Origin of the sequence: Marinobacter sp. UBA5687, assembly GCF_002420325.1 — a bacterium.
In the GTDB taxonomy this organism is placed as follows: Bacteria; Pseudomonadota; Gammaproteobacteria; order Pseudomonadales; family Oleiphilaceae; genus Marinobacter; species Marinobacter nauticus.
In genome coordinates, this window is sequence record NZ_DIHV01000041.1 from 4,746 (window position 1) to 26,123 (window position 21,378).

The window sequence follows — 21,378 nt, forward strand, 5'->3', positions numbered from 1 at the left end:
CGCTCCCGAACAACAAAACAACGGAACCCTGAAGCCAACAGACAATCCTTAGCAGAGTACGACCTCGTACCCCGTTGAGCTTCCGCCCAAATCGCTAGGCTTTTATAGATTCTCACAGATCGCCTTTCCCCTCAACAATCATCTGTCTCAGAGTCTCGGGTAACCGATATAATTTCTGTCTGGTCGTTTCTCGGAAGATCGGGACAGATTCAGCTGTCTTGGTTTCCAGTTCACTTGTGTTAGCTCTCCAGCCCCTTCTGAGCCTCACGGGCCCGCTGCCGTAACCGCTTGATGTACTCCGATCCTGTAGGCTTGTTCGGATCATTGTCCAGCGCACAATCCGCGAGGGCAGCCATGGACTCATCGCTTAAACGAAAGCCCACTGGAAGAAACCCCGAATACCTTAAGCTGTTTTCTTCGATCGAGGCAAACCATGCCCGGAAAAAATCCGCCTGAGATGCCCTTGCTCCAGTGGTTCCGGCCTCAGTTAATGGGTCAGTCGCGTAGATCTCGGGAGACGCCGCGTCCTCCCCTACTGCCCTTATAACCTGAGATAGTGAGGGCCAGTACTTGCCGTCGTACTGGGCAAACAGTCTCCGGAATTCCGTCCTTGGATACGACTGAAACATATGGTGATCTTTGGTTGCGGCCTCTGTGGCGGAACATAAATCGTAGATTTCGCCAGAGGAGAATCCTGTATGATTGTGGAGCCCTGACCGTTCATCGAGTAGATTCGCAAGCAGCGACGCTAGCGAGGCTATCTCTTCGTTTACATCTTCCAACCGCTTCCGATTTTTCCGTGCCTCCGCGTTCTTCTCCGGACACCAGAATGCTGCTGAGCTCAATAAAATCCTCAAAAACGTAGATATTGCGCGATTGTCGTTACCGAGTCTGTCTTCCAGTTCGGCATAGGCCCTCTGTAGTTCCCGGGATCGCATGATGAGTCGATTAATAATGGTGTTTTCACTAGCGAGTATTTTGTGTTCCAAGTTGTAGGAAAGCTCGCCCATAAGAATGACTTCGCATCGCCCAAGTGCTGAGTTTTCAGGTGATAGTTTCATCGTTTTTTCCTCTGTGATTAACAACACCCGTCACCTTACACGTCCACTGTAACCTGTTCGGTACCTCAGCATGAGTTTTTGAAAGGGCCTTCAGGTACCTGAGAAAACCAAAACAGATCTATTAAATCTTCTTGCAACCCGTAATTGTTAACCTCGAAGAGCTTTATTTCTCGGGGCTTTTTATATAGAAAACGCTCTTATCCCGAACACTCATTTCGAAGAGTTCGCTAGCCCGTATCAGATCGCTCAGCTTCTTGTATCCGTAGTTCACAGGAGAGAAAGAGCTGTTATTGGAAATATACTGCCCGACCTTGCCCAGATGGGCCCATCCATCGTCATCGGCAGTCTGCTCCACTGCAGTTCGTAGAGTTCGTACCAGAACAGTGTCGCCCCTCAGTTTGTTCCGGCCCCACTTGGTTTCAACGGTTGGTTTTGGCGTGCCTCCGTTGTTGTCACTATCGGACTCCTCGGATTCTTCACGCAGGTTTTCAGTGTAGATGAACTGCGAACAGGCGTTGACGAATGGCATGGGAGTTTTGCGCTCGCCGAAACCAAAGACAGGTAGCCCAGCTTCGAGAATTCTCATCACCAGGGGCGTAAAGTCGGAATCGCTGGTCATGAGGGCGAAGGCATTAACGTTGCCGCTGTAGAGCAGGTCCATGGCGTCAATGATCATTGACGCATCGGTCGCGTTCTTGCCGGTGGTATAGGCAAACTGCTGAACCGGCCGGATGGCGTTGGCATGTAGTTTTTCGATCCAGCCCCCCAATTGGGGGCCGTTCCAGTTTCCGTGGGCATGGCGAACGTTCACGGCCCCGTATTTGGCAAGCTCCTGGAGTACTCCTTCGATGGATTGGTGACTGACGTTGTCGCAGTCGATGAGTAGAGCGATTTTGTAGTTGCTGTTCATCTTACTTCGAGCTGTCCTTGTCTCTGATGGTGGTCCTAGGGTTTGTCGGGGGAGCCGCCGGTAATTCCGCGTTGGGTGGTTCAGGCCTGCTCAGAACAGTTTACGCTGGTGCGTCTGGATGTCTGCTTCTTCGATAAACTTGAAGCTGAATGTTTCGCCGTCGAGTTCTACTGTCAGAGCATATATCGATTCGGGCCTTTGGTCGAAGCGAGTCATCTGGGATTGAAACCTTCCGCTGTAATTCTGCCCCGGAAAAACAGTTGTCTTCTGGAGATATCCATCCATCGAATTAAGGTTGCGCTGCAGGTCTGACTGGATGTTTGAAACGCCGGCCTGGACGTTGGCTTGAATCTGAGCCTGAGCTGCCGCTGAGGCAGCAGGGTCATGGGTGTATGACTGAGTGGTGCCATAGTAGCTTGTAGTCCCTCCGCTTCCGTATGCAGTTCCCGAACCATAGGTTGTGGTGGTCTGAGGCTGGGCAGCACTGAAGCTCTGGGCCATGGCGCTGAGGGCAAGTGCAGTTCTTCGGGATTGAGCGCGACTGATGTGTTGTTGAGTCAGTTCGTTGTAAGAAAGAAGGTCAATCGAGTACTCGTCCTGCTGAAAGGAGATGTTTTCCACACTGACGTTCACGGGTTTTTCAGACTTGTTTTGAACGAAGAGAAGGCCAGTGATTGCCTCCCACGCCTGTTTTCCATCCCGGACAGCCATCTGAACCACATAGTCATCAGACTCCTGCTTCTGGATGATCCAGCCCTCTGAGAAATATGCCATTGAATCGTCTGATGGAAGGGCGTTGAAGCTGGTGTTGATCGTTTGCGTTGCGCAGCCAGATATCATGACGAAACCGAGCGCCAGAACTACGAACCGATTGATTTGATGAGACATTGCGAAAGCCATACGAGAGTTAAAAGTAGTTTATGTTGAGTGATGTTAGCAGAAGTGGAGCGGAGAAGGCCGGGAGATCCATCAGGAGTAAGTTCGTTCATGGTGCTCGCTGGGGTGGCTTTAGGCGAAGCGCCAGAAACTGTCGGTGATAGTTCGTGCGCAAGTGGATGCAGATGTGGTGGTTCGCCAATGCGCCATGACAGGCTCTTGGGCGTCATCTTCGCAGTAACGAATAAATGATGTTGATACCCGATCTCAAATATTTGGCGGTCGCAGGGCATAGCTAGCCATAGAGTGGCTCGATCAACTATTCTTAGGATCATGCTATCGGCGGGTCGAAGAGCTAGCATATTCAAATGGTATTGATGAACCCAAACGCTGCGGGCGGGTGTGGTGGGAGGAAAAGGAATGTTCGATTCACTTAAGAAGCGATCTGCTCAGGCGAGAATGGAGGAAGAGAGATTCTACGCAAAAGTGATCGAAGAGTACGAGAATGGTGTCGTCCGCCATGGCCTATATGCAAAGGCGATAGAAAAATCTAGTGGGAATCCAGAAAAGACCAAAGCGCTTTATATACAGTTCCGAGTAAGATCACTTAAAGATGAATCAGAATTGAGTCACGCTCCTGATTCTGGTCGCAAGATAGATGCTGATGCTTATTCGGAGGCTGCACGGATAGCCGACGCAAAAGGCCAAGCATGGAGCCCTCTTTTCCATATTTTATTATGGGTAATAGCGCCTTTGGTTTTGGTAATTATTTTCAATAATCTCAACTAAGAAAACGGGTATAGATTTATTTCCCGATGATGCGTTATCTCGCGCCCGGTTTCGAAACCCTTTTAAAGCAGGGGCGTTACGCCCCTGAAAACTCAAATATGATCTACAGAATTGAAATAGATTTGAATCCAAACTCCTGATTTTGAACTTCAAATCCTAGCTTTAAGATATCAGAGTATTTTTGAGCGACTCCATAGAAGACGACCTCGAGCTTCGCTTCTGCTCCTTGTGGGAGGTCAAGGCTAGCAGAGCTCCAACGTTGTTTCTGGCCTCCTCTGAACAATTCAACATCGTTAAACACTGCCCCATCCTTCATAACGAGCCGCCAGGAGTTGACGCTAACTCGCTTTTGAGATCTAGCATTAAAAACTTCGATAGTGCAGGCGATGCTCTCACCTTCCCGGCTACAGTTGTTGTGCTCAAACTCTATGCCGCGATAGTAAACGCTACCACTCTCGGCGGTAACGGTGGGCATTCCATCACTGAACGTTGGATCTTGATATTCTTTTCCCAGGATAAAGAAAGCAAACGATGTTAAAAAGTAAAGAAGAAAAGCGGAAATAAAGAATAGAACTTTGCTTTTTAGGTACGTCCAAATAAATATAGAAAAATAGATGAGGGAAACGAAAATAGTGAAGAGGACAATTACGTACTCAGGTTTCCAGATGCTGTAGAAGTATATGAGTGGATCCGGGAACATGTATTCGAGGATGGCCCAAAGGACGGCAATGAGAGCAGTGATGCCGGTTAGGGTCTTCGTCGCCAACTTTTTGGTCCATCCGGTGGCATTCGCTGTAGATGTGTTGTCCGACACAATAAATCTCTCCCTTCGAAAAAGAGTCGCAGGATAGCGATTGAGGTCATCGAGGAAAAGCGTGAAATGTAAAACAATAAAAACTGGTGGCTTGAGTTAGAAGAGAGAAACTGGCACAGATTCATTTTTCCCGGACCAGGCCGGAGGTAGTAAGTTCCTGGTTGAAGATGGAAAAATAGCCCCGTCCCGGTTTCGTTAAGATTATTACTCCAGGTTCCTGAGTGAACAGGGCAAAAAAAAGAGGAAGCATGAAGTATTTCGCTTACGGCTCGAATATGTCACTCCTCAGATTAAGAGCGAGGGTTCCAAGCGCGGAGCGCATCGGTACGTTCACACTCTTTGAGCACGTCCTTCGGTTTCATAAGTGGAGCAGGATGGACCAATCCGCAAAATGCGACGCACTGTTTACCGGAAATCCGGAGGACTTTGTCATTGGCGCGCTGTTTGAGATACCGCGCAGCGAGAAGGGCCCGCTGGATAAAGCTGAGGGCTTGGGCTTCGGTTACGATGAAAAGCGTGTCACTGTTACGGATGCCCTTGGGAATTCCGTTGACGCTTTCACCTACTGTGCAACGTCAACGGATCCCTCTTTGCTGCCTCACTCGTGGTATTTGAATCACGTTATCGTTGGTGCGAAAGAAACCGGCGTTCCCGCCGACTACCTAGATGCCATTTCAGCCACGCCAAGCCAGGAAGACCCTGACCGAGAACGAGATGCGAGGGAGCGGGCTATCTACGCTTAAAAAACGGCTCGCTATGGTTTACCTATTTTGCCCTCTCCTGCAAGCGGATAGGTCGAGATCCCGTCCAAATGTCTGATCTGTGTTTCAGGACTGGCGCAAGGTTTCCTGCTTCTTCACGCTCCCTGATCGTCATCTCGATTTGCTAGGTATACGTTTCAGCTGCAGTATCCCGAATTATTCGTAAGCGTCCGGTAATCCCATCTTGAGCCTGGCGCTGTCGCCGTCAGGATAGTGTCCACTTATTTTCTAGTGGACACTTAACATGAACGAATTAAGCGTAACCAAGCCCTACCAACGCCGTCGCCGGTTTTCCCGGGAATTCAAAGCCCAGATTGTTGCCCAGTGTCTGGAGCCCGGTGCCTCCGTTTCCCGAATCTCGCTGGATAACGGTCTCAACGCCAACATGGTCCGGCGCTGGATAAGTGAAGCGCAGCGAGCGGATAAAACATCAGCAACACCGGGATTTGTTCCGGTTAATTTGCCTGCGGCACCCTCTGCACCGAGCAACCAATCAGTCTCAGACAAGCGTAGCACCATCCGCATCGAGATTCCCCGCGCCGGCGGTGCGGTTGTGGTTGAGTGGCCTGCGGAGCAGGCCACTCAATGTGCTGCTTTGCTCCGGGACCTGTTGGGATGATCCGTATCGACGAGATCTGGCTGGCCACCGAACCGCTGGATATGCGGGCGGGGCCGGACAAGGCCTTGGCCCGGGTGATTCAGGTCTTTGGCTCAGCCAGGCCGCATTGCGCCTATCTGTTCGCCAACAAACGGGGCAACCGGATGAAGGCGCTGATCCACGATGGTCTGGGTATCTGGCTGTGTGCCCGCCGGCTGAACCGGGGCAAATTCCACTGGGGCGAAACCTGGCGCGGTGACCAACTGCGCCTGACTGAGGAACAGCTATCAGCGCTGGTTCAGGGCCTGCCCTGGCAACGTCTTGGGGCCGATGGCGTTATCTCCATTCTGTAACCACAAGCTGAGTGATATCGCCATAGCCAAAACTGCGAATCGCTTGCAGCACAAGGGCTTGGCATACTAGGCGGCATGACTCAGCGCCCCGACATCAACCAACTCTCTGCCGATCAGCTCCGTGCCCTGGCGACGGAACTGATGGACTCTCTGGACGCCAAGGATCAAGTCTTGGGCCGGAAGGAGCGGGCGTTGGTGCGCAGCAACGCCATCATCGAGAAGCTGACCCACGAAGTCGCCATCCTCAAGCGTCACAAGTACGCCCGTCGCAGTGAACAACTCGATGCGGTTCAGGGGAAACTGCTGGACGAACTGATCGACAGTGACCTTGCTGCTATCGAAGCCGAGCTTGAACAGGCAATGACCGAGGAACAAAAAGCCGCTCGGCCAAAGCAGCAACCCAAGCGTACACCGCTACCGCCGGAACTTCCCCGCACCCTGATCCACCACGAGCCTGAGAACACCCAATGCCGTTGCGGCTGCCAACTCAAGCGTATTGGCGAGGACATCAGCGAGAAGCTGGATTACGTCCCGGGCGAGTTCACGGTGGAGCGCCACATCCGGGGCAAGTGGGCCTGCGACAAGTGCGAGACCTTGATCCAGGCACCGGTACCACCGCAAGTGATCGACAAGGGCATCCCCACTGCCGGCCTGCTGGCTCAGGTGCTGGTGGCCAAGTACGCGGACCATCTGCCACTGTACCGTCAGGAGCGCATCTTCGGTCGCGCCGGCCTGGAAATCCCTCGCTCCACTCTGGCCGAATGGGTCGGTGCCTGCGGTGTGCAGTTGCAACCCCTGGCGGATGCTCTGAGAAACGCCTTGCTGGAGCACAGCGTACTGCACGCGGATGAAACCCCGGTCAGCATGCTGGCCCCGGGCAAGAAGAAAACCCACAAGGCCTACGTCTGGGCCTACTGCACCACGCCGTTCTCGGACCTGAAAGCCACTGTTTATGACTTCGCCCCAAGCCGGGCGGGTGAACATGCCCGCACCTTCCTGGGTGACTGGCAGGGCAAGCTGGTCTGTGACGATTACGCCGGCTACAAGGCCGGGTTCGGCAACGGCATTACCGAAATCGGCTGCATGGCCCACGCCCGGCGCAAGTTCTACGATCTGCACGAGGCCAACAAGAGTGAACTGGCGGCCAAGGCACTGGAATACATCGGTACCCTCTACGAGATCGAGCGGGATACCAAAGACCTGCCACCGGATAAGCGCCGGGAGATCCGACAAACCAAAGCCAAACCACTTGCCGATACGCTGCATCAATGGATGCTGGTGCATCGCCAGAAAGTGCCGGATGGCTCCGGCACGGCCAAAGCGTTGGATTACAGTCTCAAACGGTGGGAGGCGCTGACGCGCTACCTGGGCGATGGTGCTGTGCCCATCGATAACAACTGGGTGGAAAACCAGATCCGGCCCTGGGCGCTGGGGCGCAGCAACTGGCTGTTCGCAGGGTCACTGCGTAGTGGCCAACGTGCTGCGGCTGTGATGACACTGATGCAGTCGGCGAAGCTGAATGGGCATGATCCGTATGCCTACCTCAAAGATGTGCTGACCCGCCTGCCGACGCAGAAAAACAGTGCCATCGATGAGCTATTGCCCCACAACTGGACGCCGGCTACACCTGACAAGGTGTGATGGCCAGACGCTTACAATTATTCAAGGGTGGTCTCGATAATAGCGTAGAGATCGGCTAGAGCAGCGTCTGTATGAATAACCTTCCATGGTTTCATCGTAATCAGGTATCCCGATTTTTCCTTATGGTTTGCTCTGCGCGTTCAGAAAGGTACGTAGCGAACTCGTCACCCGTAAAGGTTCTGGTTTTGCCAGCCTCGAGGTCTTCCTCGCATACATCGATGGCGGCTCTGAGGTCATTCATTTTCGTGACGTATAAGAACTCGGCTTCTTCGACCATTCTCAGGACAGCTCGAAGTACCGCACTCGCATTTTGGTAACGGCCCGAGGCAACCAGGTGATCGAATACCTGGGATTGATGGTCCGTGAGCACTATGTTTCTCGTCGCCATGAAAGTCATCCTGTCAGCGTTGCATTGGCATCATAGGCTAGTGCATGGGTTTGTTGTCTAGGGATGGGATAACGGTGATACCGTTGGGAAACCTCAGCCAAGGGCTGTAAGGTGGCACTGGATCTCGCCACTATGGGCGTGAAGCGGGCTTGTTTCACTAAAGCAGCGCTTATCTGCCCGGCTACGCGCGCGGGCCGCTGTCGCGCGTTTCGAGTTGGCTGCGCGGTAGGCTTCAGAGGCAACGGGAGGATGACTTTGCCGATCATGGATCTGGACAGCTGGACGCTGTCACAGAGCATCGTGGTTTTCAGCGTCTGTGCGCTGGTCATTGCGATTGCGGGCACACGCATCACACGGGTGGTCGACCAGCTCGCCGATCGGACCGGGCTGGGTGAGGCAACCGCTGGCGCCGTGCTCCTGGGGGCAGCGACCTCCCTCAGTGGTTCGGTGCTCTCGGTAACAGCAGCCTACCGCGGGCACCCGGAGTTGGCTGTCAGTAACGCCCTCGGGGGCATCGCGGTACAGACCTTTTTCCTGGCAATTGCCGATATGGTCTATCGTCGTGCAAACCTGGAACACGCGGCGGCCTCGGCCCCAAACATGATGCAGAACGGACTGCTGATCGCGCTCCTGGCATTGCTCCTTCTGGCGCCGACCTTGCCGGATGTGACCGTCTGGAACATCCATCCAGTTACCCCGATACTGCTGGGCTTCTATTTCTATGGCACCCGGCTCATACAGGGTGCCGGCGACAACCCCATGTGGTACCCCTCCGTTACCAGCGATACCCGGCAGGACGAGCCGGAGAGCGAGAGCAGCTTGCCATCATTGAGCCGTCTCTGGACCGAATTTCTGGTGCTTATGGCCACGCTTGGCGTGGCTGGCCTGGTGTTGGAGCCCGCCGCCACCACCATCAGCGCGGAAGCCGGGTTGAGCCAGACAATCGTTGGTGTTCTTCTGACTGCAATCAGTACGTCTATTCCTGAGCTGGTCACGTCGGTTGCCGCGGTAAGGCGGGGTGCGCTCACACTTGCGGTGGCCGGCATCATCGGCGGGAATGCCTTCGATACGCTGTTTATGGCCGCCTCGGACATCGCTTACCGGCAAGGCTCGCTCTACCATGCAATGACCCTCGATTCGGAACGTTGGGTCGCACTGACCCTGTTGATGTCGGCCATCCTGATCATGGGGCTGATACGTCGGGAACGCTACGGCGTCGGAAGAATCGGTGCGGAGAGCCTGGCAATCATGGTGCTCTACGGGCTTGGTGTGGTGCTGATGTTTGCTGGCTGAATAGCGGCGTCATCCATGAGCAATAAGCTATCTGAGACTCACGAACAAAAAGCCTGCGAGCCAGACAATGATCGAAACGCGCCTGGCATTTCAGGGCGATGGTACAGCCTCTGGCGGGTTATGTCTGAGATCGGAAGGGTTAACGGGAGCCACGCAGTGCTTTATCGTGTAGTCAGATGAATGTGATGCAAACAGGGGGGATAGCGATGACGGCACCAGGCGATCAGCTTCGTGTGTTCTACGATGGCGCCTGCCCGAGCTGTGTCAAGGATCGCAGGCTCTATGAACGACTCGCAGGCAGGACCGGCGAATCGGTGGAGTGGGTGGATATCACCGGCCGTGATGAGGAGTTGGAGGAACGTGGTATAGACCCGCAAGCCGCGCTTCAGGAGCTCCATGTGGAGGATGGCCAGGGCAACATCCACCGGGAACTGGATGCCTATATCCTGTTGATGTCGCGGGTCTGGCTGCTGAAACCGCTTGCCTGGCTGATTGGTTTGCCGGTAATTCGGCCTGCGCTGGCAAAGCTGTATCACAAATGGGTGAGCGAGCGGCTGGAGAGAACCGGGCGCAGGCCGTTGTAACTGCCGGGCCCTTACTGCAACTGGTATTTGACCGGCTGCAGCGGTTCGGGTGCCGGGTCGCCCAGGGCTTCGGCAACACTGATTTCATGAATGCGGCAGATGGCATCCAGCGGCAGGTCGTTGGTGTGTCGGCCAAAGGGAAACTCAAGCTGTTCAGACAGGCGATCCAGCCCGAAAAACGTGTAGGCCACGATGGCGGTGAACACCGGCGTAAACCAGCCTGCGACGCCTACCAGCCCGAACGGGAGCAGGTAGCAGAACACATACGCCGTGCGGTGAGCCAGCAGGGTGTAGGCAAAGGGCAACGGGGTGAGGGCAATGCGTTCCGAGGCCGCCTGAATGCCCGCGAGGCCATGAAGGTGCTGGTCTACGGCCGCGGTTGCTACAGAATCCAGGTCGCCCGCCTTGTGGGCTTCGGCGAGTACATCTCCGGCCCGGTGCAGCATGAAGGCGGCGGGGTTGCGGGTGCTCAGGGCCTGGTCAATGAGTTCGGGTGCCAGTGACCCCGGCAGATCAGACCGTACATCTTCTCCCCGCAACTGGCCGCGCAGCAGGTGAGCGTGAGCGAGGCATCGGGTCAGAAGCTCCCGCCGTCGCTCCGGGCTCAGGTAAATGGTGCCAGTCCGGGCCAGGCTGCGAAATTCGTACACCATATGCCCCCAGTGTTTTCTGGCTTCCCACCAGCGGTCGTAGGTGGCGGTGTTGCGCACGCTTAAAAAGATGGACAGGGCGATGCCCATGATCGTGAACGGCAGAAGTGTGTAGTCGACCATGCCGTCGAGGTAGTGGTGGCGCGAAACCCAGGTAACGGCGGCTGCAAACATTCCCGTAAGCAGAATGTGCGGCAGAATGTGGGGGACAACAGACCCTTTCCAGGCCAGCAACAGCCGGAGTGGGCCGGGGCGCTCGCGAACAATCACGGTTAACACTCCTGGGATGGATGATGGCCTTGTCTGAGGGTTGGCCGCTGTGATTCCTGTGCCTTTTTACGGGGAACCCACTCGTTACACAAGGGGATAAGCTTTTTTAAGCGAGGGGGGCAGCACTCTGGCCGTTGCCTGGCATTACCCTGTGGTTTCAGGGGCAACCAGATCAGGCAGCGGATTTGTGGCAGCAGTCACTGTCGCAGGGTGATAGCAGGTAAGTGCTCGAAACTTCGAGAAACTGTTCGATAATCTGTGTCATCAAGATTCCCTCTGATGGTTTATTTGAGTTGCAACCTAATAGGTTGGGGCACATTCCTATAAAAAAACTTCGGAAAACCGAAACACATTGATACCGCTTGGCGCCGGGGCTGTAAATTCCGACTGTTTTATCGACAGTAGCATGGTGCTTGTGCCTCTTGATTTCTCTTCTCCTGCCCTGATTATTTCTACCATCAGCCAATCAGAGGCCCGTTCATCATGACTGACGTTCGACACCTGGTATGTCCCCATTGCCACAAAGTGAATCGCGTACCGGCCGACAAGTTGTCCTCCGGCGGCAATTGTGGCGCCTGCAAACAACCGCTTTGGCCGGATCAGGTTCTGGAGCTAACGGAGCAGACCTTTGCTACCCACACCGGGCGCAGCGATCTGCCTGTGTTAGTGGACTTCTGGGCCAGTTGGTGTGGCCCGTGCAAAATGATGGCGCCCCAGTTCGAGCAGGCCGCGAAGGCCTGGCGCGGGAAAGTGCGCTTTGCCAAGCTGAATACGGAACAAGCCCCCGGGCCGGCCGGTCAGTTTGCGATTCGCAGCATACCGACCCTGATTCTGTTCCAGAACGGCCGGGAGGTGGCGCGCCAGAGTGGCGCCATGAATCAGGCCCAGATCAGTCAGTGGCTGCAAGCGCAGGGTATTCGCTAGGAAAAGCCGGGACAAAGGTGCCTTGCCATGAAGTTTCTGATCATCGGTGTTTTCGCCGCCATCGTGGCTGTCCTGATCTGGCGTAGTAAACAGAACACTGCCCCTGAAGAGCAGGCCTGTGCCATCGACATTGGCAAGCTGCTAAAAACCAATCCGGATGCCCAACCGCAGGCCATTGCCGATGTGTTCCAAAAGTACGGCATTGATCAATCTCGGTGTAAGGCTGTGGGCGCGATGGTGATGCCGCAGTTGCGAAAGCAGGGTTTGAAACCGGAAGATGCCAGGATTGTGATGAGGCAGGTGAGGGCGGCCTACCCTCTTGTGCCCTAGGCTGAATCAATTCAATTGATGATCGGAGAACGCTATGGCTGGTGGATGGTCACGGGACGGCGCTGTTCAGGATCAGATAGATGCGAGTATTGAAGATGAAGTGCAAAGGGCACGGAGTCAGCTTGGTAGCGGTGAGAGTGCGCTCTATTGTGACGAGTGTGGCCGGGCGATTCCCGAAGCTCGCCGTAAGGCAATTCCGGGTGTTCGGCTTTGTATTGCCTGCCAGTCTGCGCTTGAGAAGCAGCAATCGACATCACGCGGTTTTAATCGGCGGGGCAGTAAGGATAGCCAGTTGAGGTGAGTACGATGATGGGGTCTATCGTTTCCTATTGAGTTTCGGCGCCCTGTTTATGGCAGATTCATTGCTATCGTCGGTTTTTGCATCAACTTTCCTGAGCCCCCGTGGCGCAAGGTTGTCGCCTGGTTAACCCTAGGTTTCCAACACAGTTATCCACAGCTTTTGTGAGTAAAGTTCGTGATAAAGCTGTTCAGGAATCAGGCCGACGTTGCCGCCTCCGGTCTGCCCAGTCTAGCCGCTGATCGTGCATCTGAACCCGGAAGCCAGCTGTTAAGGATTTGTAACCTGTTGAAGTATAAATAAAATGTAAGGGGTGGCTTCTCGTGTGACTCTGTTATTCTCGAATGGTTCAAAACTGACAGGTGCCTGGTGGGGCGATGAGAACAGGGTCTCCCACCCGCGATACAGGACAAGTCAGACCACCTGAACCATGGGATTTACATCATGAATATGAAATCACTGCTCGTTTTTCTGTCTCTGAGTGCCACCTCGTTGGGTGCCGTTGCGGGTGATACCGCCGAAGCCGCGCTGGGTGGAGGTATTGGCGGCGCACTGGGGGCCGCCATCGGCAACGAGGTGGGTGGCAGAGACGGAGCGATTCTTGGCGGTGCTGTCGGTGCGGCAGCGGGAACGGCCGTGACTACCCGGGACCAAAGGGAACACGATCGCGATTATGATTATGATCGCCGTCGGTATGACGATGATCGTGGGTCTTACCGGAAGTCTCGCGGCCATTTCTGCCCACCGGGCCAGGCGAAAAAGGGTAACTGCTGAGACACTTGTGTTGCTGACGAAATGTAACGCGTCTGCGCTGGGGCAGTGTGCCTAACTGCGCATCGTCCATTTTTGCATCAAGTTTCCCGAGCCCCCGCGACACGGGGCTTGAGAGTGTTTAATCCGAGGTTTCCAACACAGTTATCCACAGCTTTTGTGAGTAAAGTTAGTGGTAAAACCGGTTAATCCTTAAGCTGCTACCGACGACAATCCTTGGCCCCCTCGGCGTATTGATATCACGTTATGGTTATTGAGCGCCCGGCTATGCTTGGGAAATCATTCGGCTTTGTTTACCATGTCTTGGTTGGTTGCCATTGACGGCGGCCCAGGGAAGTCTGCGTAAATCTTCAAGGATAGAAGGATTCAGGAATGAGCAAGAAAGTTGTGCTGTTGGGTGACTTGGGAACAGACCACCAAGGATTCCCTCCCACTCCGGTGATTGCCGGCTCACCCGATGTGTTGATTGATGGCAAGCCCGTCGCCCGCGTTGGCGACCCTCTCTCGCCACACTCCAAACCAAAGCACCCTCCTCATCCTCGTGCTATTGCTGCGGGTTCTGCAACGGTACTGATTAATGGCATTCCAGCCGCTGTGACTGGCAGTGCAATCTCTTGTGGTGGTGTCACGATCGGCACTGGTAGCGTTGTGATTGGTGATAGCCATTCGCCTGCGCCGTTTTCAGGGATCTCACCCGCGCCGTCAAAGATCGCTTCACGGGCGGCACCTCCTGCTACTCACTCTGGCAGCGCTATTCCTGCATCACCAAGGACCAATGGTTCCGGGAGTGGTGCGAGTAATCCTGTGGCAGGTGGGCCGGTAGCATCCAGTATGACTGGGCCAGGTGTGACTTCAACTCCAACTAATGGTCAGCCAGAGCCCGAGATAGAGCCGGGCTTCCATGTCGTTCAGGCACCCATGAGCAAAACAGAATTGTTGAGCGCTCTGTACGGCGATGCCTCGGCAAAACCAAATAGCTTTGACTGGTTGAATCCGGATCTTGGCGCACAGGTGTTGCCCGGTGAGATGATTGTATTGGGCGACCCTGAGAGCACGGAATGCACCCAGAAAGAAGCCGAATTGATGGAGGTGGCTGCTAGCGTAAATGCTCAGGTGAGGTCGCTGAAGCAGGACGAGGCGGAGTTCCTCGTTAAGTATTATGACTTGTTGGAAGCCATTACCTCAACGGGTTCGGCGGGGCTGGGTGCAGGCGCCGTGATGGTGTCGAAGCAGATCAGCAGTATTGAGAAGACGTTGAGGAACATTGAGCGTCTTCATCAGGAGAGTTACCGCAAACACGGCCATCTAAACCATTCGGAGTTCTTCGAGAAACGGCGGGCGCTTTTCAAGGAACTGGATTTTGCTTTGGGAAGCATTGCCCGCCGGGGAATGTCGCTGGATGACGATGCCAAGCTGAAACGAGCGCTGGGGTTGTCGTCGAAAAGTATTGTTAATCACTGGAATAAGGCTGGGGTGGGTGACATACCCGGATACGCCACCAATTTTGAGCGGGTTGCGGCGGGCGCCAAGTATGCAAAGGGTGTTGGCTATCTCTCGATTGGGCTCGATGTTGCTGCTTCGGGAATGAAAATTCATGCGGCGTGCACAGCAGGACAAGCGTCTGAATGCAGGCGCGTTAAGTACGTCGAAGGTGGTCGACTATCTGGTTCTGCCATTGGTGGCAGCGCGGGTGCATTTGCTGGACCATTAGTTTGTGGGGCCATAGGGCTTGCGACAGCAGGCCCAGGTGGTATCGCATGCGGAATCATAATGGCGGGTGTTGGCGGTTTCGCCGGCGGGGCAGTAGTTGGAGGCATCGGTGAAGATGTTGGTGAAGTAATTTACGAGGTAACGATAGATGAATGACACGCTCCAGATAACAGCTGCATTCATCGGGGCTGGAGCGCTTGTTTTGGGATTGGTTTCACTATGCATCATGCTAACGTTGGCCTTCTCTCGAGTGTCGACAATCGAGGAAAGAATTTCTCGCCCTGGAACCTCTGCACTGGAACACCGGAAAATCTGGGGCAACGACCCTCTGGGCCGATTAATGAGAAGCGGCTATGTATTTACGTTTCTTGTTCTTCGGTCAGTACCATCAAGCCGGCTTAATCGCTCAGCGGCGAAAATTGGTGATGTATCCACACAATTGCCTTTGCGAATGACCCTGTGGGCGGTAGTGCCTCCGTTGCTTTTGTATGGTTGCGTTGCAGTGTTGTTAATTGTCGGCTTGCTCTTGTGAGGAGCATCTGTCGGCATTGTTGACTTCCTCAAGGATGAATAGCGTGCTGATTAAATATTTCCTGAGTCACAAAAAGGCACTGACGCTTTGCGGAGGGGCCTTGGTGATTGCCCTGACGTTATATCCGATGTTTTATCGCACCTGGGCGTTTGGCTCCGATGCCTGGGGGTTATCCGTCATAGCGATTCTTGATCCCGAAGAAGTGCCCTGGAGCCCTTCGGATTTCAACAGCCTGGCGATCCGGCCTGCCGTTGCCTACTGGCTTCTGACAAATTTCGATTGGCCTTATGAGCGCTGTGGTAAAGCGATGACCGCGATGGACGGTTGTTCTCAGCCTCTGGTTAATTTTGTGGGCACTACGCTGGATACGCACGAACCTGACTCGATCATGACGCGCCGAGGCTATGGGTTGCTTCGGCATTTTGCGGCACGGGGAGAGCCGGTGAATGGCTATTACAACGGGCTGACGCCGGTGCATGAGGCCGTACTCTATGCCAATGTGGACTACCTTCACGCCTTGCTGGAGCTGGGGGCGGACCCGAACCTGCCAATTGATATGCAGGAGAAGGACTACCATGGCTTCAATGCGTTTGAGTTTGCGGTGTTTTTGGAGGCCCGGAATCCGGAAATGTATCAGGTTATTCGGGTAGTACTTGGCGGCAGCGAGTGAGCTACTTTGAATGCGAGTCGACGATCAGCGCAGCGCTGAAATAGATCTGCGTGTAGCTAGAAGAAATGGAGGCATACGTTACCCGCCCAAGCGCTCACTGTTTCTGGCCACCACGTCTATTAGAAAGTCTGCCAGGGCCCTGATTCGTCTAGACTTTGCCAAGTCGGTTTGTATGACGAGATAGATAGGCTGATCGACTCCAAGATCGGTGTCGACACAAACGAGTCCTGAGTTCCGAGCGATGAAATGTGGCAACAGTGCGAGCCCAAGCCCTGCCTTTGCTGCGGCCACCTGGGTGGCTAGTGAAGTGGTTGTCAGGGCGGGTCTTCTTCCACGCAAGATCCGCTCTATCCACTGAGCGGCAGGCAAATGTGAGTACATTTCCCCCCAGGTAATGAAATCATCCGTATCGTAGTAACCTAGGTCCGGGTTGCTCTCACGTCTTAGCTCATAGGACGTGCTGCAGTAGAGTCCATACCCCAAGGTGCCAAGAGCACGAAGTGTGACGTTGCCCCTTTCTGGCCGCACCATTCGCAATGCTAAATCCGCATCGCGTCGATGCAGGTTGGCGGTTGATATGTCTGTAACCAGCTCAACCAACAGATCGGGGTATTGGGCTCGAAATGCCGGGAGTTCCGGCAGTATGAGTTCGGTGGCGACATTTTCCGCTGTAGCCAGACGCACGTGGCCACTCATCTGCGCTTGGGTGTCTGCGCCTACGGCAAACGCGTGCGCTGCAGCCTCCAAGGCTTCGGCCTTTTCTATCAACTCAGCACCGTCCTCAGTTAACTCGTATCCCGATTGCTGACGTACGAAAAGCGGAAGTTTTAGTGCCGACTCAAGCCGCTCGATGCGACGTGAAAGTGTCGCAATGCCTACATTCAAGTTCTGGGCTGCGGCGCTTAGCGTGCCGCAACGGGCCACTGCCAGAAAGGCGCGGGTGTCATCCCAAACCATGCCCCTCGGCATCTCGTTTCCGATAATGGAAATCCTTTTGCCAAATTTGTTTGTATTTTCCATTTTTCGAGTCTGTCACGATTTAGTTCTAGACATCAAGGAGTCAGACATGGAAAAACGAGTGCTTGGAACAGGCTTCTCCGTTTCATCGATCGGATTAGGGTGCATGGGGATGAGCGAGTTCTATGGGCCCCGTGATGACAGTGAGTCGTTGCGTGTAATGGAAAGGGCGGTGGAGCTCGGCGTTGACTTTTTCGACACCGCCGACATGTATGGGCCGCACCACAATGAGGAGCTTATCGGTCGATTTCTAGCCGGTAGTAAGGCGCCTGTTCACGTCGCGACTAAGTTCGGCATTGTGCGTAATCCTGGCGAATATAAGCGGAGCTTGAAGAACGGTTCCGACTATGCGCGCAGGGCATGCGAAGCCTCTCTTCGTAGGTTAGGAATTGAGCAAATCGATCTGTATTACGTGCATCGCGTCAATCCGGAGGAGCCAATAGAGGAGACGATTGGCGGGCTTGAGAAGCTCATTCAATCAGGGAAAATCGCCCGTATTGGTCTTTGTGAAGTGAGCGCTGAAACCTTACGAAGGGCTCATGCGGTGCACCCGATTACCGCTATTCAGACTGAGTATTCACTTTGGGCTCGAGAGGTAGAGCGCGATGTTCTGCCGACATGCCGTGAGTTGGGTATTGGTTTTGTTCCATACTCCCCCCTGGGCCGAGGTTTTCTGACAGGGCGATTTCAAGACCCTGGAGAGTTCGATCATAACGACTTTCGTGCTCACCTCCCACGGTTTGCGGAAAGAGCAATCGGCGCGAACCGCCGAATTGCCGATGTTATAGCTGAAAAAGCCAAGCTTAAAGGGTGCACGCCAGCTCAGCTCTCATTGGCGTGGCTGTTAGCCCAAGGGGACGATATCGTTCCAATCCCTGGTACCAAGCAGTTGCGCTACCTAGAAGAGAATGTCGCAGCAGCAGATGTCAGTCTTACCGTAGCGGAGCAGCGGGAGCTCGAAACCGCCACTGAGTCACTGCCAGTAGTGGGTGAGCGTTACAGCGAGGAAGGCATGAAGGGGGTGAATGTATGAGTTCTCCAGGCTCTGATCGCCGCACTCAAGCTTTAAATCTACTCGAATCACTCGACCCGGCCGCGCCGGGAAAGGTTGCCGCAAGCCTTGATGAGTTTCACAGCGAGGCTGTAGAAATACTTCTCGGGTTTTCCTTTGCTGATGTAGTGGCGCGTGAGGGGTTATCACTTAGAACACGAGAGATGCTCACTGTCGCCATGTTGTCTGCCGTAGGCACGGCACCAGGCCAATTGGAGTTTCATATGCGCGCAGCGCTGCATATTGGAGTGACGCAAGAGGAAATTGTCGAGATTGTCCTCCAAGTTGCTGTATATGCGGGAATTCCTGCCGCAATGAATGCCATTACAGCGGCAAAATTGGCCTTCAAGGAAGACCGGTTGGGCACACAGTCTCATGGCGCAACGCAGGGAGGTGAGAAAAATGTACGCTAGAACCACAACCTGGCGTGATTGGGTTGCCGTGACCGCACTTGGTATTGGTAGCTTCACAATTGTCACTGCGGAATTGGCACCGATTGGATTGCTCTCCGATATTGGGAACAACCCGGTCTAGGCTATCGACAATAGATATTCTACCGGCTGCGCTTACTTCGACCGCACAAGGAGCGGAACAGCTCTATCGCGCCTTGCTGGAGCAGGGGGCGGCCCCGAACTTGCCCAGTGATATGCCGGAGAGGGACTGCCACGGCTTTAAGGTGGTTGAGCTTGCAGCGTTTTGGGAAGCCTAGAGTCCGGAAATATATCAGATTACTCAGGCAGAACTTGGCGGTAGCGAGTGAGTATTACCTGGAGTTGGAGTAGTCTATCAGCGCCTGAACACAACGGCGGAACAGTTCAGCCGAGAAAAACCGGTGTTCGCCGGGCTGTTCTGCCACGAGTAGCTGGCCACCGGACTCCTGGAGGCCACATTCAATCATCAGGTTGTCGCTCATCTCGAAGTCTTCAATGCTGTGGCCCAGTTCATCCCGATCGGCTGCGCCCGCGCGTTCACGGTAGTGCCTGCGGTCCATTGTGAATCCGAATGCAGCTTTGCCCTGGCCGATAATGTAGCCGACTTCGAACACCGTGCCCGGGTCCGCACTGATGCCTCGGAAGGGGGTGAGGTTGGCAATGACGGCGTCGCAACTGTCCATCAGTTCGCGGTTGGCCTGGTAGATCCGGTGGCCGCGCGCCGGTTTCGCTTCCTCGTCGGAAAACGTCAGGGCGGTGTCCAGTGGGTCTATGCCTTCATAGCCGGCTTCGCGCAGCAGGCGCTTTTTCTCGGCGACGATAGTGTTGTGTTCTTCGTGTGGGAAAAACACCTCCGGGCCGGCCAGGTAGATGCGTTTGGGTTTTGTCATGGCGAAGTCGTTTCCTGCTTCAGTCCTGGCAATTGCCCAAATCCAAACCGTATTGGACTGGCGATCAATGCTGAGAGGCTGGGTCGTATTCAATTGCTTCCAGTTTTACCCGAAAGCCACAGGCTGCTGCGTATTTGTTGAGCGTTCCCCAGCTTGGGTTGCTACGGCCTCTCTCAAGCCTCGAGATGTTGCTTTTGTTGGTTCCGAGCTTTTTCGCAACGTCTTCCTGAGTAAGGCCTGCTTTAGTCCTCATTGCGATCAACTGGTCGATCAGGCTGAATTCTTCCTGGAGGGCATCGTACTCCTGGTGAACTTCCGGATTTTCGAGTGCCTTTTGTCTGAACTGTTTGAAGTTCATGATTTTTTGACCTCCTTTAAACGCTCTTTCGCGAGCTCTAGGTCTTTCTTCGGTATCTTTTGATCCTTTTTTACAAACACGTGCAGGATGATGATCCGTTTGCCCTGCATGTAGCAGAAGATTCCTCTACCTATTCCTTCTTTGGCTTTTGCTCGGATTTCAAACAGCTCACCACCTAAAGACTTTGTGTGCGGCTCTCCAAGGTTGGCCCCGTGCTTCTCCATCAATTCCATCAGCCGAATCATTCTGGCCTGAATCTTTGGCGGCATCTTAGCCAACTCTTCGCCTACTGAGTCGTAGAATTCAATCTCCCAATCCATGGGTGCTCCTTTGCCTTTTTGTTATCATATACGATAACTCTGAGCTTGAACACTATCTTGATAGCCGCCTCAACGAGCCTGAAGCTGTGCCACATAGGCGGTAATAAAAGCATTTTCCTGGAAGACTTTCAGGCCTGTGTCGGCAAAGGTGATGGGCACGGGGTTGGACGCCAGGGTGGATTTGATCAGGGCCGGAGGCACCAGGGTCACGTTCAGCTCAGAGTCGGCAATCAACTGGATGGCGGCTTCCATTTTGAAGCTGATGGCGCCACCGGCAAACTTGCCTTTTTGCATCCGCTCTTTTATCGCGACCGTGGCCACTCCGTATTCGGCCATCAACTCCGCAAAGGTGGCCTGAAACGTTTTCAGGTCGTCCCGGCTGTGGTTTTTCGGTAGCGACAGTTTGCGTACTTTGCAGTCGGGCAGGTTGAATTGGCCCCGGTCCATATTCAGCATACACACCACCGCATCGCTGCCGGTCAGTTCTACTCCGCATACAATCATAATAATGCCCCCTATGCCCCGGTTACTCTCAGCCGCAGCATTTCTTGAATTTGAGTCCGCTACCGCAAGTGCAGGCGTCGTTGCGGGAGGGAGATTTTGCTGTGGTGACTGTTCCCGTTTTATTCAGGATAGCCGTGAGCTCGTTAACGGATTCAACGGCGCCTTCGCGGGTATCAACGGAGATGGTTGCGTGAAGCTTCGCCGCGGCCACCTGGGCCTCAACTTCTTTCCTGCGTGCTTCACTGGTAACCACCAGCGTTAGTGGGTACTTCTTGCTGCCGCTCTTTTGGCTGGCGTTTGTCTGAAAGCCGCCGTAAGCCGTGTGGTGCTGGCGGGCATCTTGCCGACCTTTATAGAAAAATTTATCTGACATGCTGATATCCTGAAGGAGAGAATACCCAGGCGACGGCCGGGCGCAATCTTTTANNTGTTCCCGTTTTATTCAGGATAGCGGTGAGCTCGTTGATGGATTCAACGGCGCCCTCGCGGGTATCAACGGAGACGGTTGCGTGAAGTTTCGCCTCGGTCACCTGGGCTTCAACTTCTTTCTTGCGTGCTTTACTGGTAACCACCAGCGTTAGTGG

At 54.2% G+C, this 21,378-nt stretch carries 27 protein-coding genes; 15 read left to right on the top strand and 12 right to left on the bottom strand.

The genetic code is table 11. The annotated features are described in order from the left end of the window. Positions 1 to 239 precede the first annotated feature (239 nt). From B3Y70_RS04340 to B3Y70_RS04350, 3 genes are all read right to left on the bottom strand, one after another. Positions 240 to 1,061: a hypothetical protein gene (locus tag B3Y70_RS04340; protein ID WP_286893386.1), complete on the bottom strand. Its 822-nt coding sequence runs from the start codon at positions 1,059 to 1,061 to the stop codon at positions 240 to 242. Between the two features lie 163 nt (positions 1,062 to 1,224). Next, positions 1,225 to 1,971: an NYN domain-containing protein gene (locus tag B3Y70_RS04345; RefSeq protein ID WP_286893388.1), complete on the bottom strand. Its 747-nt coding sequence runs from the start codon at positions 1,969 to 1,971 to the stop codon at positions 1,225 to 1,227. 90 nt (positions 1,972 to 2,061) lie between these two features. Next, positions 2,062 to 2,859: a hypothetical protein gene (locus B3Y70_RS04350; RefSeq protein ID WP_286893391.1), complete on the bottom strand. Its 798-nt coding sequence runs from the start codon at positions 2,857 to 2,859 to the stop codon at positions 2,062 to 2,064. A gap of 408 nt (positions 2,860 to 3,267) precedes the next feature. Here B3Y70_RS04350 and B3Y70_RS04355 point away from each other — a divergent pair, with 408 nt between their 5' ends. Next, positions 3,268 to 3,636 carry a hypothetical protein gene (locus B3Y70_RS04355; RefSeq protein WP_286893392.1) on the top strand — a complete coding sequence of 123 codons (369 nt, stop codon included), beginning with the start codon at positions 3,268 to 3,270 and terminating at the stop codon, positions 3,634 to 3,636. 103 nt (positions 3,637 to 3,739) lie between these two features. Here B3Y70_RS04355 and B3Y70_RS04360 read toward each other — a convergent pair whose 3' ends face one another. Beyond that, the gene (locus B3Y70_RS04360) at positions 3,740 to 4,450 is read right to left on the bottom strand and encodes a hypothetical protein (protein ID WP_286893395.1); all 711 of its coding nucleotides are present in this window, start codon (positions 4,448 to 4,450) and stop codon (positions 3,740 to 3,742) included. A 248-nt stretch (positions 4,451 to 4,698) separates the two neighbouring features. Between B3Y70_RS04360 and B3Y70_RS04365 the strand changes: the two genes are divergently transcribed. The 4 genes from B3Y70_RS04365 to tnpC all read left to right on the top strand — a co-directional run bounded on the left by B3Y70_RS04365 (position 4,699) and on the right by tnpC (position 7,803). Then, a complete protein-coding gene (locus tag B3Y70_RS04365) occupies positions 4,699 to 5,193 on the top strand; it encodes a gamma-glutamylcyclotransferase family protein (protein WP_286893398.1) in 495 nt (164 codons plus the stop codon). Positions 5,194 to 5,455: 262 nt separating this feature from the next. After that, a complete protein-coding gene (gene tnpA, locus B3Y70_RS04370) occupies positions 5,456 to 5,830 on the top strand; it encodes an IS66-like element accessory protein TnpA (RefSeq protein ID WP_286893401.1) in 375 nt (124 codons plus the stop codon). Beyond that, positions 5,827 to 6,162 (top strand): IS66 family insertion sequence element accessory protein TnpB, encoded by a 336-nt coding sequence (gene tnpB, locus B3Y70_RS04375; protein WP_275710382.1) that lies wholly within the window; start codon positions 5,827 to 5,829, stop codon positions 6,160 to 6,162. Before tnpA ends, tnpB begins: the two co-directional genes overlap by 4 nt. 75 nt (positions 6,163 to 6,237) lie before the next feature. Continuing rightward, positions 6,238 to 7,803, top strand: a complete 1,566-nt coding sequence (tnpC, locus tag B3Y70_RS04380; protein ID WP_288589252.1) for an IS66 family transposase — start codon at positions 6,238 to 6,240, stop codon at positions 7,801 to 7,803. Positions 7,804 to 7,903: 100 nt separating this feature from the next. Here tnpC and B3Y70_RS04385 read toward each other — a convergent pair whose 3' ends face one another. Next, on the bottom strand, positions 7,904 to 8,200 hold the full coding sequence (locus B3Y70_RS04385) for a type II toxin-antitoxin system ParD family antitoxin (RefSeq protein WP_414674107.1): 297 nt from the start codon (positions 8,198 to 8,200) through the stop codon (positions 7,904 to 7,906). Between the two features lie 240 nt (positions 8,201 to 8,440). Here B3Y70_RS04385 and B3Y70_RS04390 point away from each other — a divergent pair, with 240 nt between their 5' ends. Together B3Y70_RS04390 and B3Y70_RS04395 are read left to right on the top strand one after the other, a co-directional pair. Beyond that, on the top strand, positions 8,441 to 9,484 hold the full coding sequence (locus B3Y70_RS04390) for a sodium:calcium antiporter (protein WP_286893408.1): 1,044 nt from the start codon (positions 8,441 to 8,443) through the stop codon (positions 9,482 to 9,484). Between the two features lie 206 nt (positions 9,485 to 9,690). Beyond that, positions 9,691 to 10,068 carry a thiol-disulfide oxidoreductase DCC family protein gene (locus B3Y70_RS04395; protein ID WP_288589254.1) on the top strand — a complete coding sequence of 126 codons (378 nt, stop codon included), beginning with the start codon at positions 9,691 to 9,693 and terminating at the stop codon, positions 10,066 to 10,068. 11 nt (positions 10,069 to 10,079) lie between these two features. Here B3Y70_RS04395 and B3Y70_RS04400 read toward each other — a convergent pair whose 3' ends face one another. Further along, positions 10,080 to 10,988, bottom strand: coding sequence for a bestrophin family protein (locus B3Y70_RS04400; protein ID WP_170155421.1), 909 nt, complete (start codon positions 10,986 to 10,988; stop codon positions 10,080 to 10,082). A gap of 483 nt (positions 10,989 to 11,471) precedes the next feature. On the opposite strand from B3Y70_RS04400, the gene trxC reads away from it, so the two are divergent. The 6 genes from trxC to B3Y70_RS04430 all read left to right on the top strand — a co-directional run bounded on the left by trxC (position 11,472) and on the right by B3Y70_RS04430 (position 16,223). Next, positions 11,472 to 11,912, top strand: a complete 441-nt coding sequence (trxC, locus tag B3Y70_RS04405; protein WP_286715967.1) for a thioredoxin TrxC — start codon at positions 11,472 to 11,474, stop codon at positions 11,910 to 11,912. 27 nt (positions 11,913 to 11,939) lie between these two features. Beyond that, positions 11,940 to 12,242 carry a hypothetical protein gene (locus B3Y70_RS04410; protein WP_199452420.1) on the top strand — a complete coding sequence of 101 codons (303 nt, stop codon included), beginning with the start codon at positions 11,940 to 11,942 and terminating at the stop codon, positions 12,240 to 12,242. 34 nt (positions 12,243 to 12,276) lie between these two features. Beyond that, positions 12,277 to 12,543, top strand: a complete 267-nt coding sequence (locus tag B3Y70_RS04415) for a DksA/TraR family C4-type zinc finger protein (RefSeq protein WP_076657156.1) — start codon at positions 12,277 to 12,279, stop codon at positions 12,541 to 12,543. Positions 12,544 to 12,984: 441 nt separating this feature from the next. Beyond that, the gene (locus tag B3Y70_RS04420) at positions 12,985 to 13,314 is read left to right on the top strand and encodes a hypothetical protein (protein WP_199452419.1); all 330 of its coding nucleotides are present in this window, start codon (positions 12,985 to 12,987) and stop codon (positions 13,312 to 13,314) included. A 369-nt stretch (positions 13,315 to 13,683) separates the two neighbouring features. Continuing rightward, positions 13,684 to 15,177 (top strand): type VI secretion system PAAR protein, encoded by a 1,494-nt coding sequence (locus B3Y70_RS04425; RefSeq protein WP_199452418.1) that lies wholly within the window; start codon positions 13,684 to 13,686, stop codon positions 15,175 to 15,177. Between the two features lie 410 nt (positions 15,178 to 15,587). Further along, a complete protein-coding gene (locus B3Y70_RS04430) occupies positions 15,588 to 16,223 on the top strand; it encodes an ankyrin repeat domain-containing protein (RefSeq protein WP_206769576.1) in 636 nt (211 codons plus the stop codon). Between the two features lie 78 nt (positions 16,224 to 16,301). On the opposite strand, the gene B3Y70_RS04435 is transcribed toward B3Y70_RS04430, so the two are convergent. Beyond that, a complete protein-coding gene (locus B3Y70_RS04435; RefSeq protein ID WP_199452416.1) occupies positions 16,302 to 17,243 on the bottom strand; it encodes a LysR family transcriptional regulator in 942 nt (313 codons plus the stop codon). Positions 17,244 to 17,289: 46 nt separating this feature from the next. On the opposite strand from B3Y70_RS04435, the gene B3Y70_RS04440 reads away from it, so the two are divergent. Further along, positions 17,290 to 18,273 carry an aldo/keto reductase gene (locus B3Y70_RS04440; protein ID WP_022993462.1) on the top strand — a complete coding sequence of 328 codons (984 nt, stop codon included), beginning with the start codon at positions 17,290 to 17,292 and terminating at the stop codon, positions 18,271 to 18,273. Beyond that, positions 18,270 to 18,704 (top strand): carboxymuconolactone decarboxylase family protein, encoded by a 435-nt coding sequence (locus tag B3Y70_RS04445; protein ID WP_199452415.1) that lies wholly within the window; start codon positions 18,270 to 18,272, stop codon positions 18,702 to 18,704. Before B3Y70_RS04440 ends, B3Y70_RS04445 begins: the two co-directional genes overlap by 4 nt. A 350-nt stretch (positions 18,705 to 19,054) precedes the next feature. On the opposite strand, the gene B3Y70_RS04450 is transcribed toward B3Y70_RS04445, so the two are convergent. The 5 genes from B3Y70_RS04450 to B3Y70_RS04470 form a co-directional block, all read right to left on the bottom strand. After that, positions 19,055 to 19,612, bottom strand: a complete 558-nt coding sequence (locus B3Y70_RS04450; protein WP_199452414.1) for a nucleoside 2-deoxyribosyltransferase — start codon at positions 19,610 to 19,612, stop codon at positions 19,055 to 19,057. Between the two features lie 64 nt (positions 19,613 to 19,676). Then, complete coding sequence (locus tag B3Y70_RS04455; protein ID WP_022992835.1) at positions 19,677 to 19,970, bottom strand: helix-turn-helix domain-containing protein; 294 nt, start codon at positions 19,968 to 19,970, stop codon at positions 19,677 to 19,679. Further along, complete coding sequence (locus B3Y70_RS04460; protein ID WP_022992834.1) at positions 19,967 to 20,290, bottom strand: type II toxin-antitoxin system RelE/ParE family toxin; 324 nt, start codon at positions 20,288 to 20,290, stop codon at positions 19,967 to 19,969. Before B3Y70_RS04460 ends, B3Y70_RS04455 begins: the two co-directional genes overlap by 4 nt. A gap of 69 nt (positions 20,291 to 20,359) precedes the next feature. Then, positions 20,360 to 20,794, bottom strand: a complete 435-nt coding sequence (locus B3Y70_RS04465; protein ID WP_023008506.1) for a DUF3010 family protein — start codon at positions 20,792 to 20,794, stop codon at positions 20,360 to 20,362. Positions 20,795 to 20,822: 28 nt separating this feature from the next. Further along, positions 20,823 to 21,167: a PBPRA1643 family SWIM/SEC-C metal-binding motif protein gene (locus B3Y70_RS04470; RefSeq protein ID WP_023008505.1), complete on the bottom strand. Its 345-nt coding sequence runs from the start codon at positions 21,165 to 21,167 to the stop codon at positions 20,823 to 20,825. Between the last annotated feature and the right edge of the window lie 211 nt (positions 21,168 to 21,378).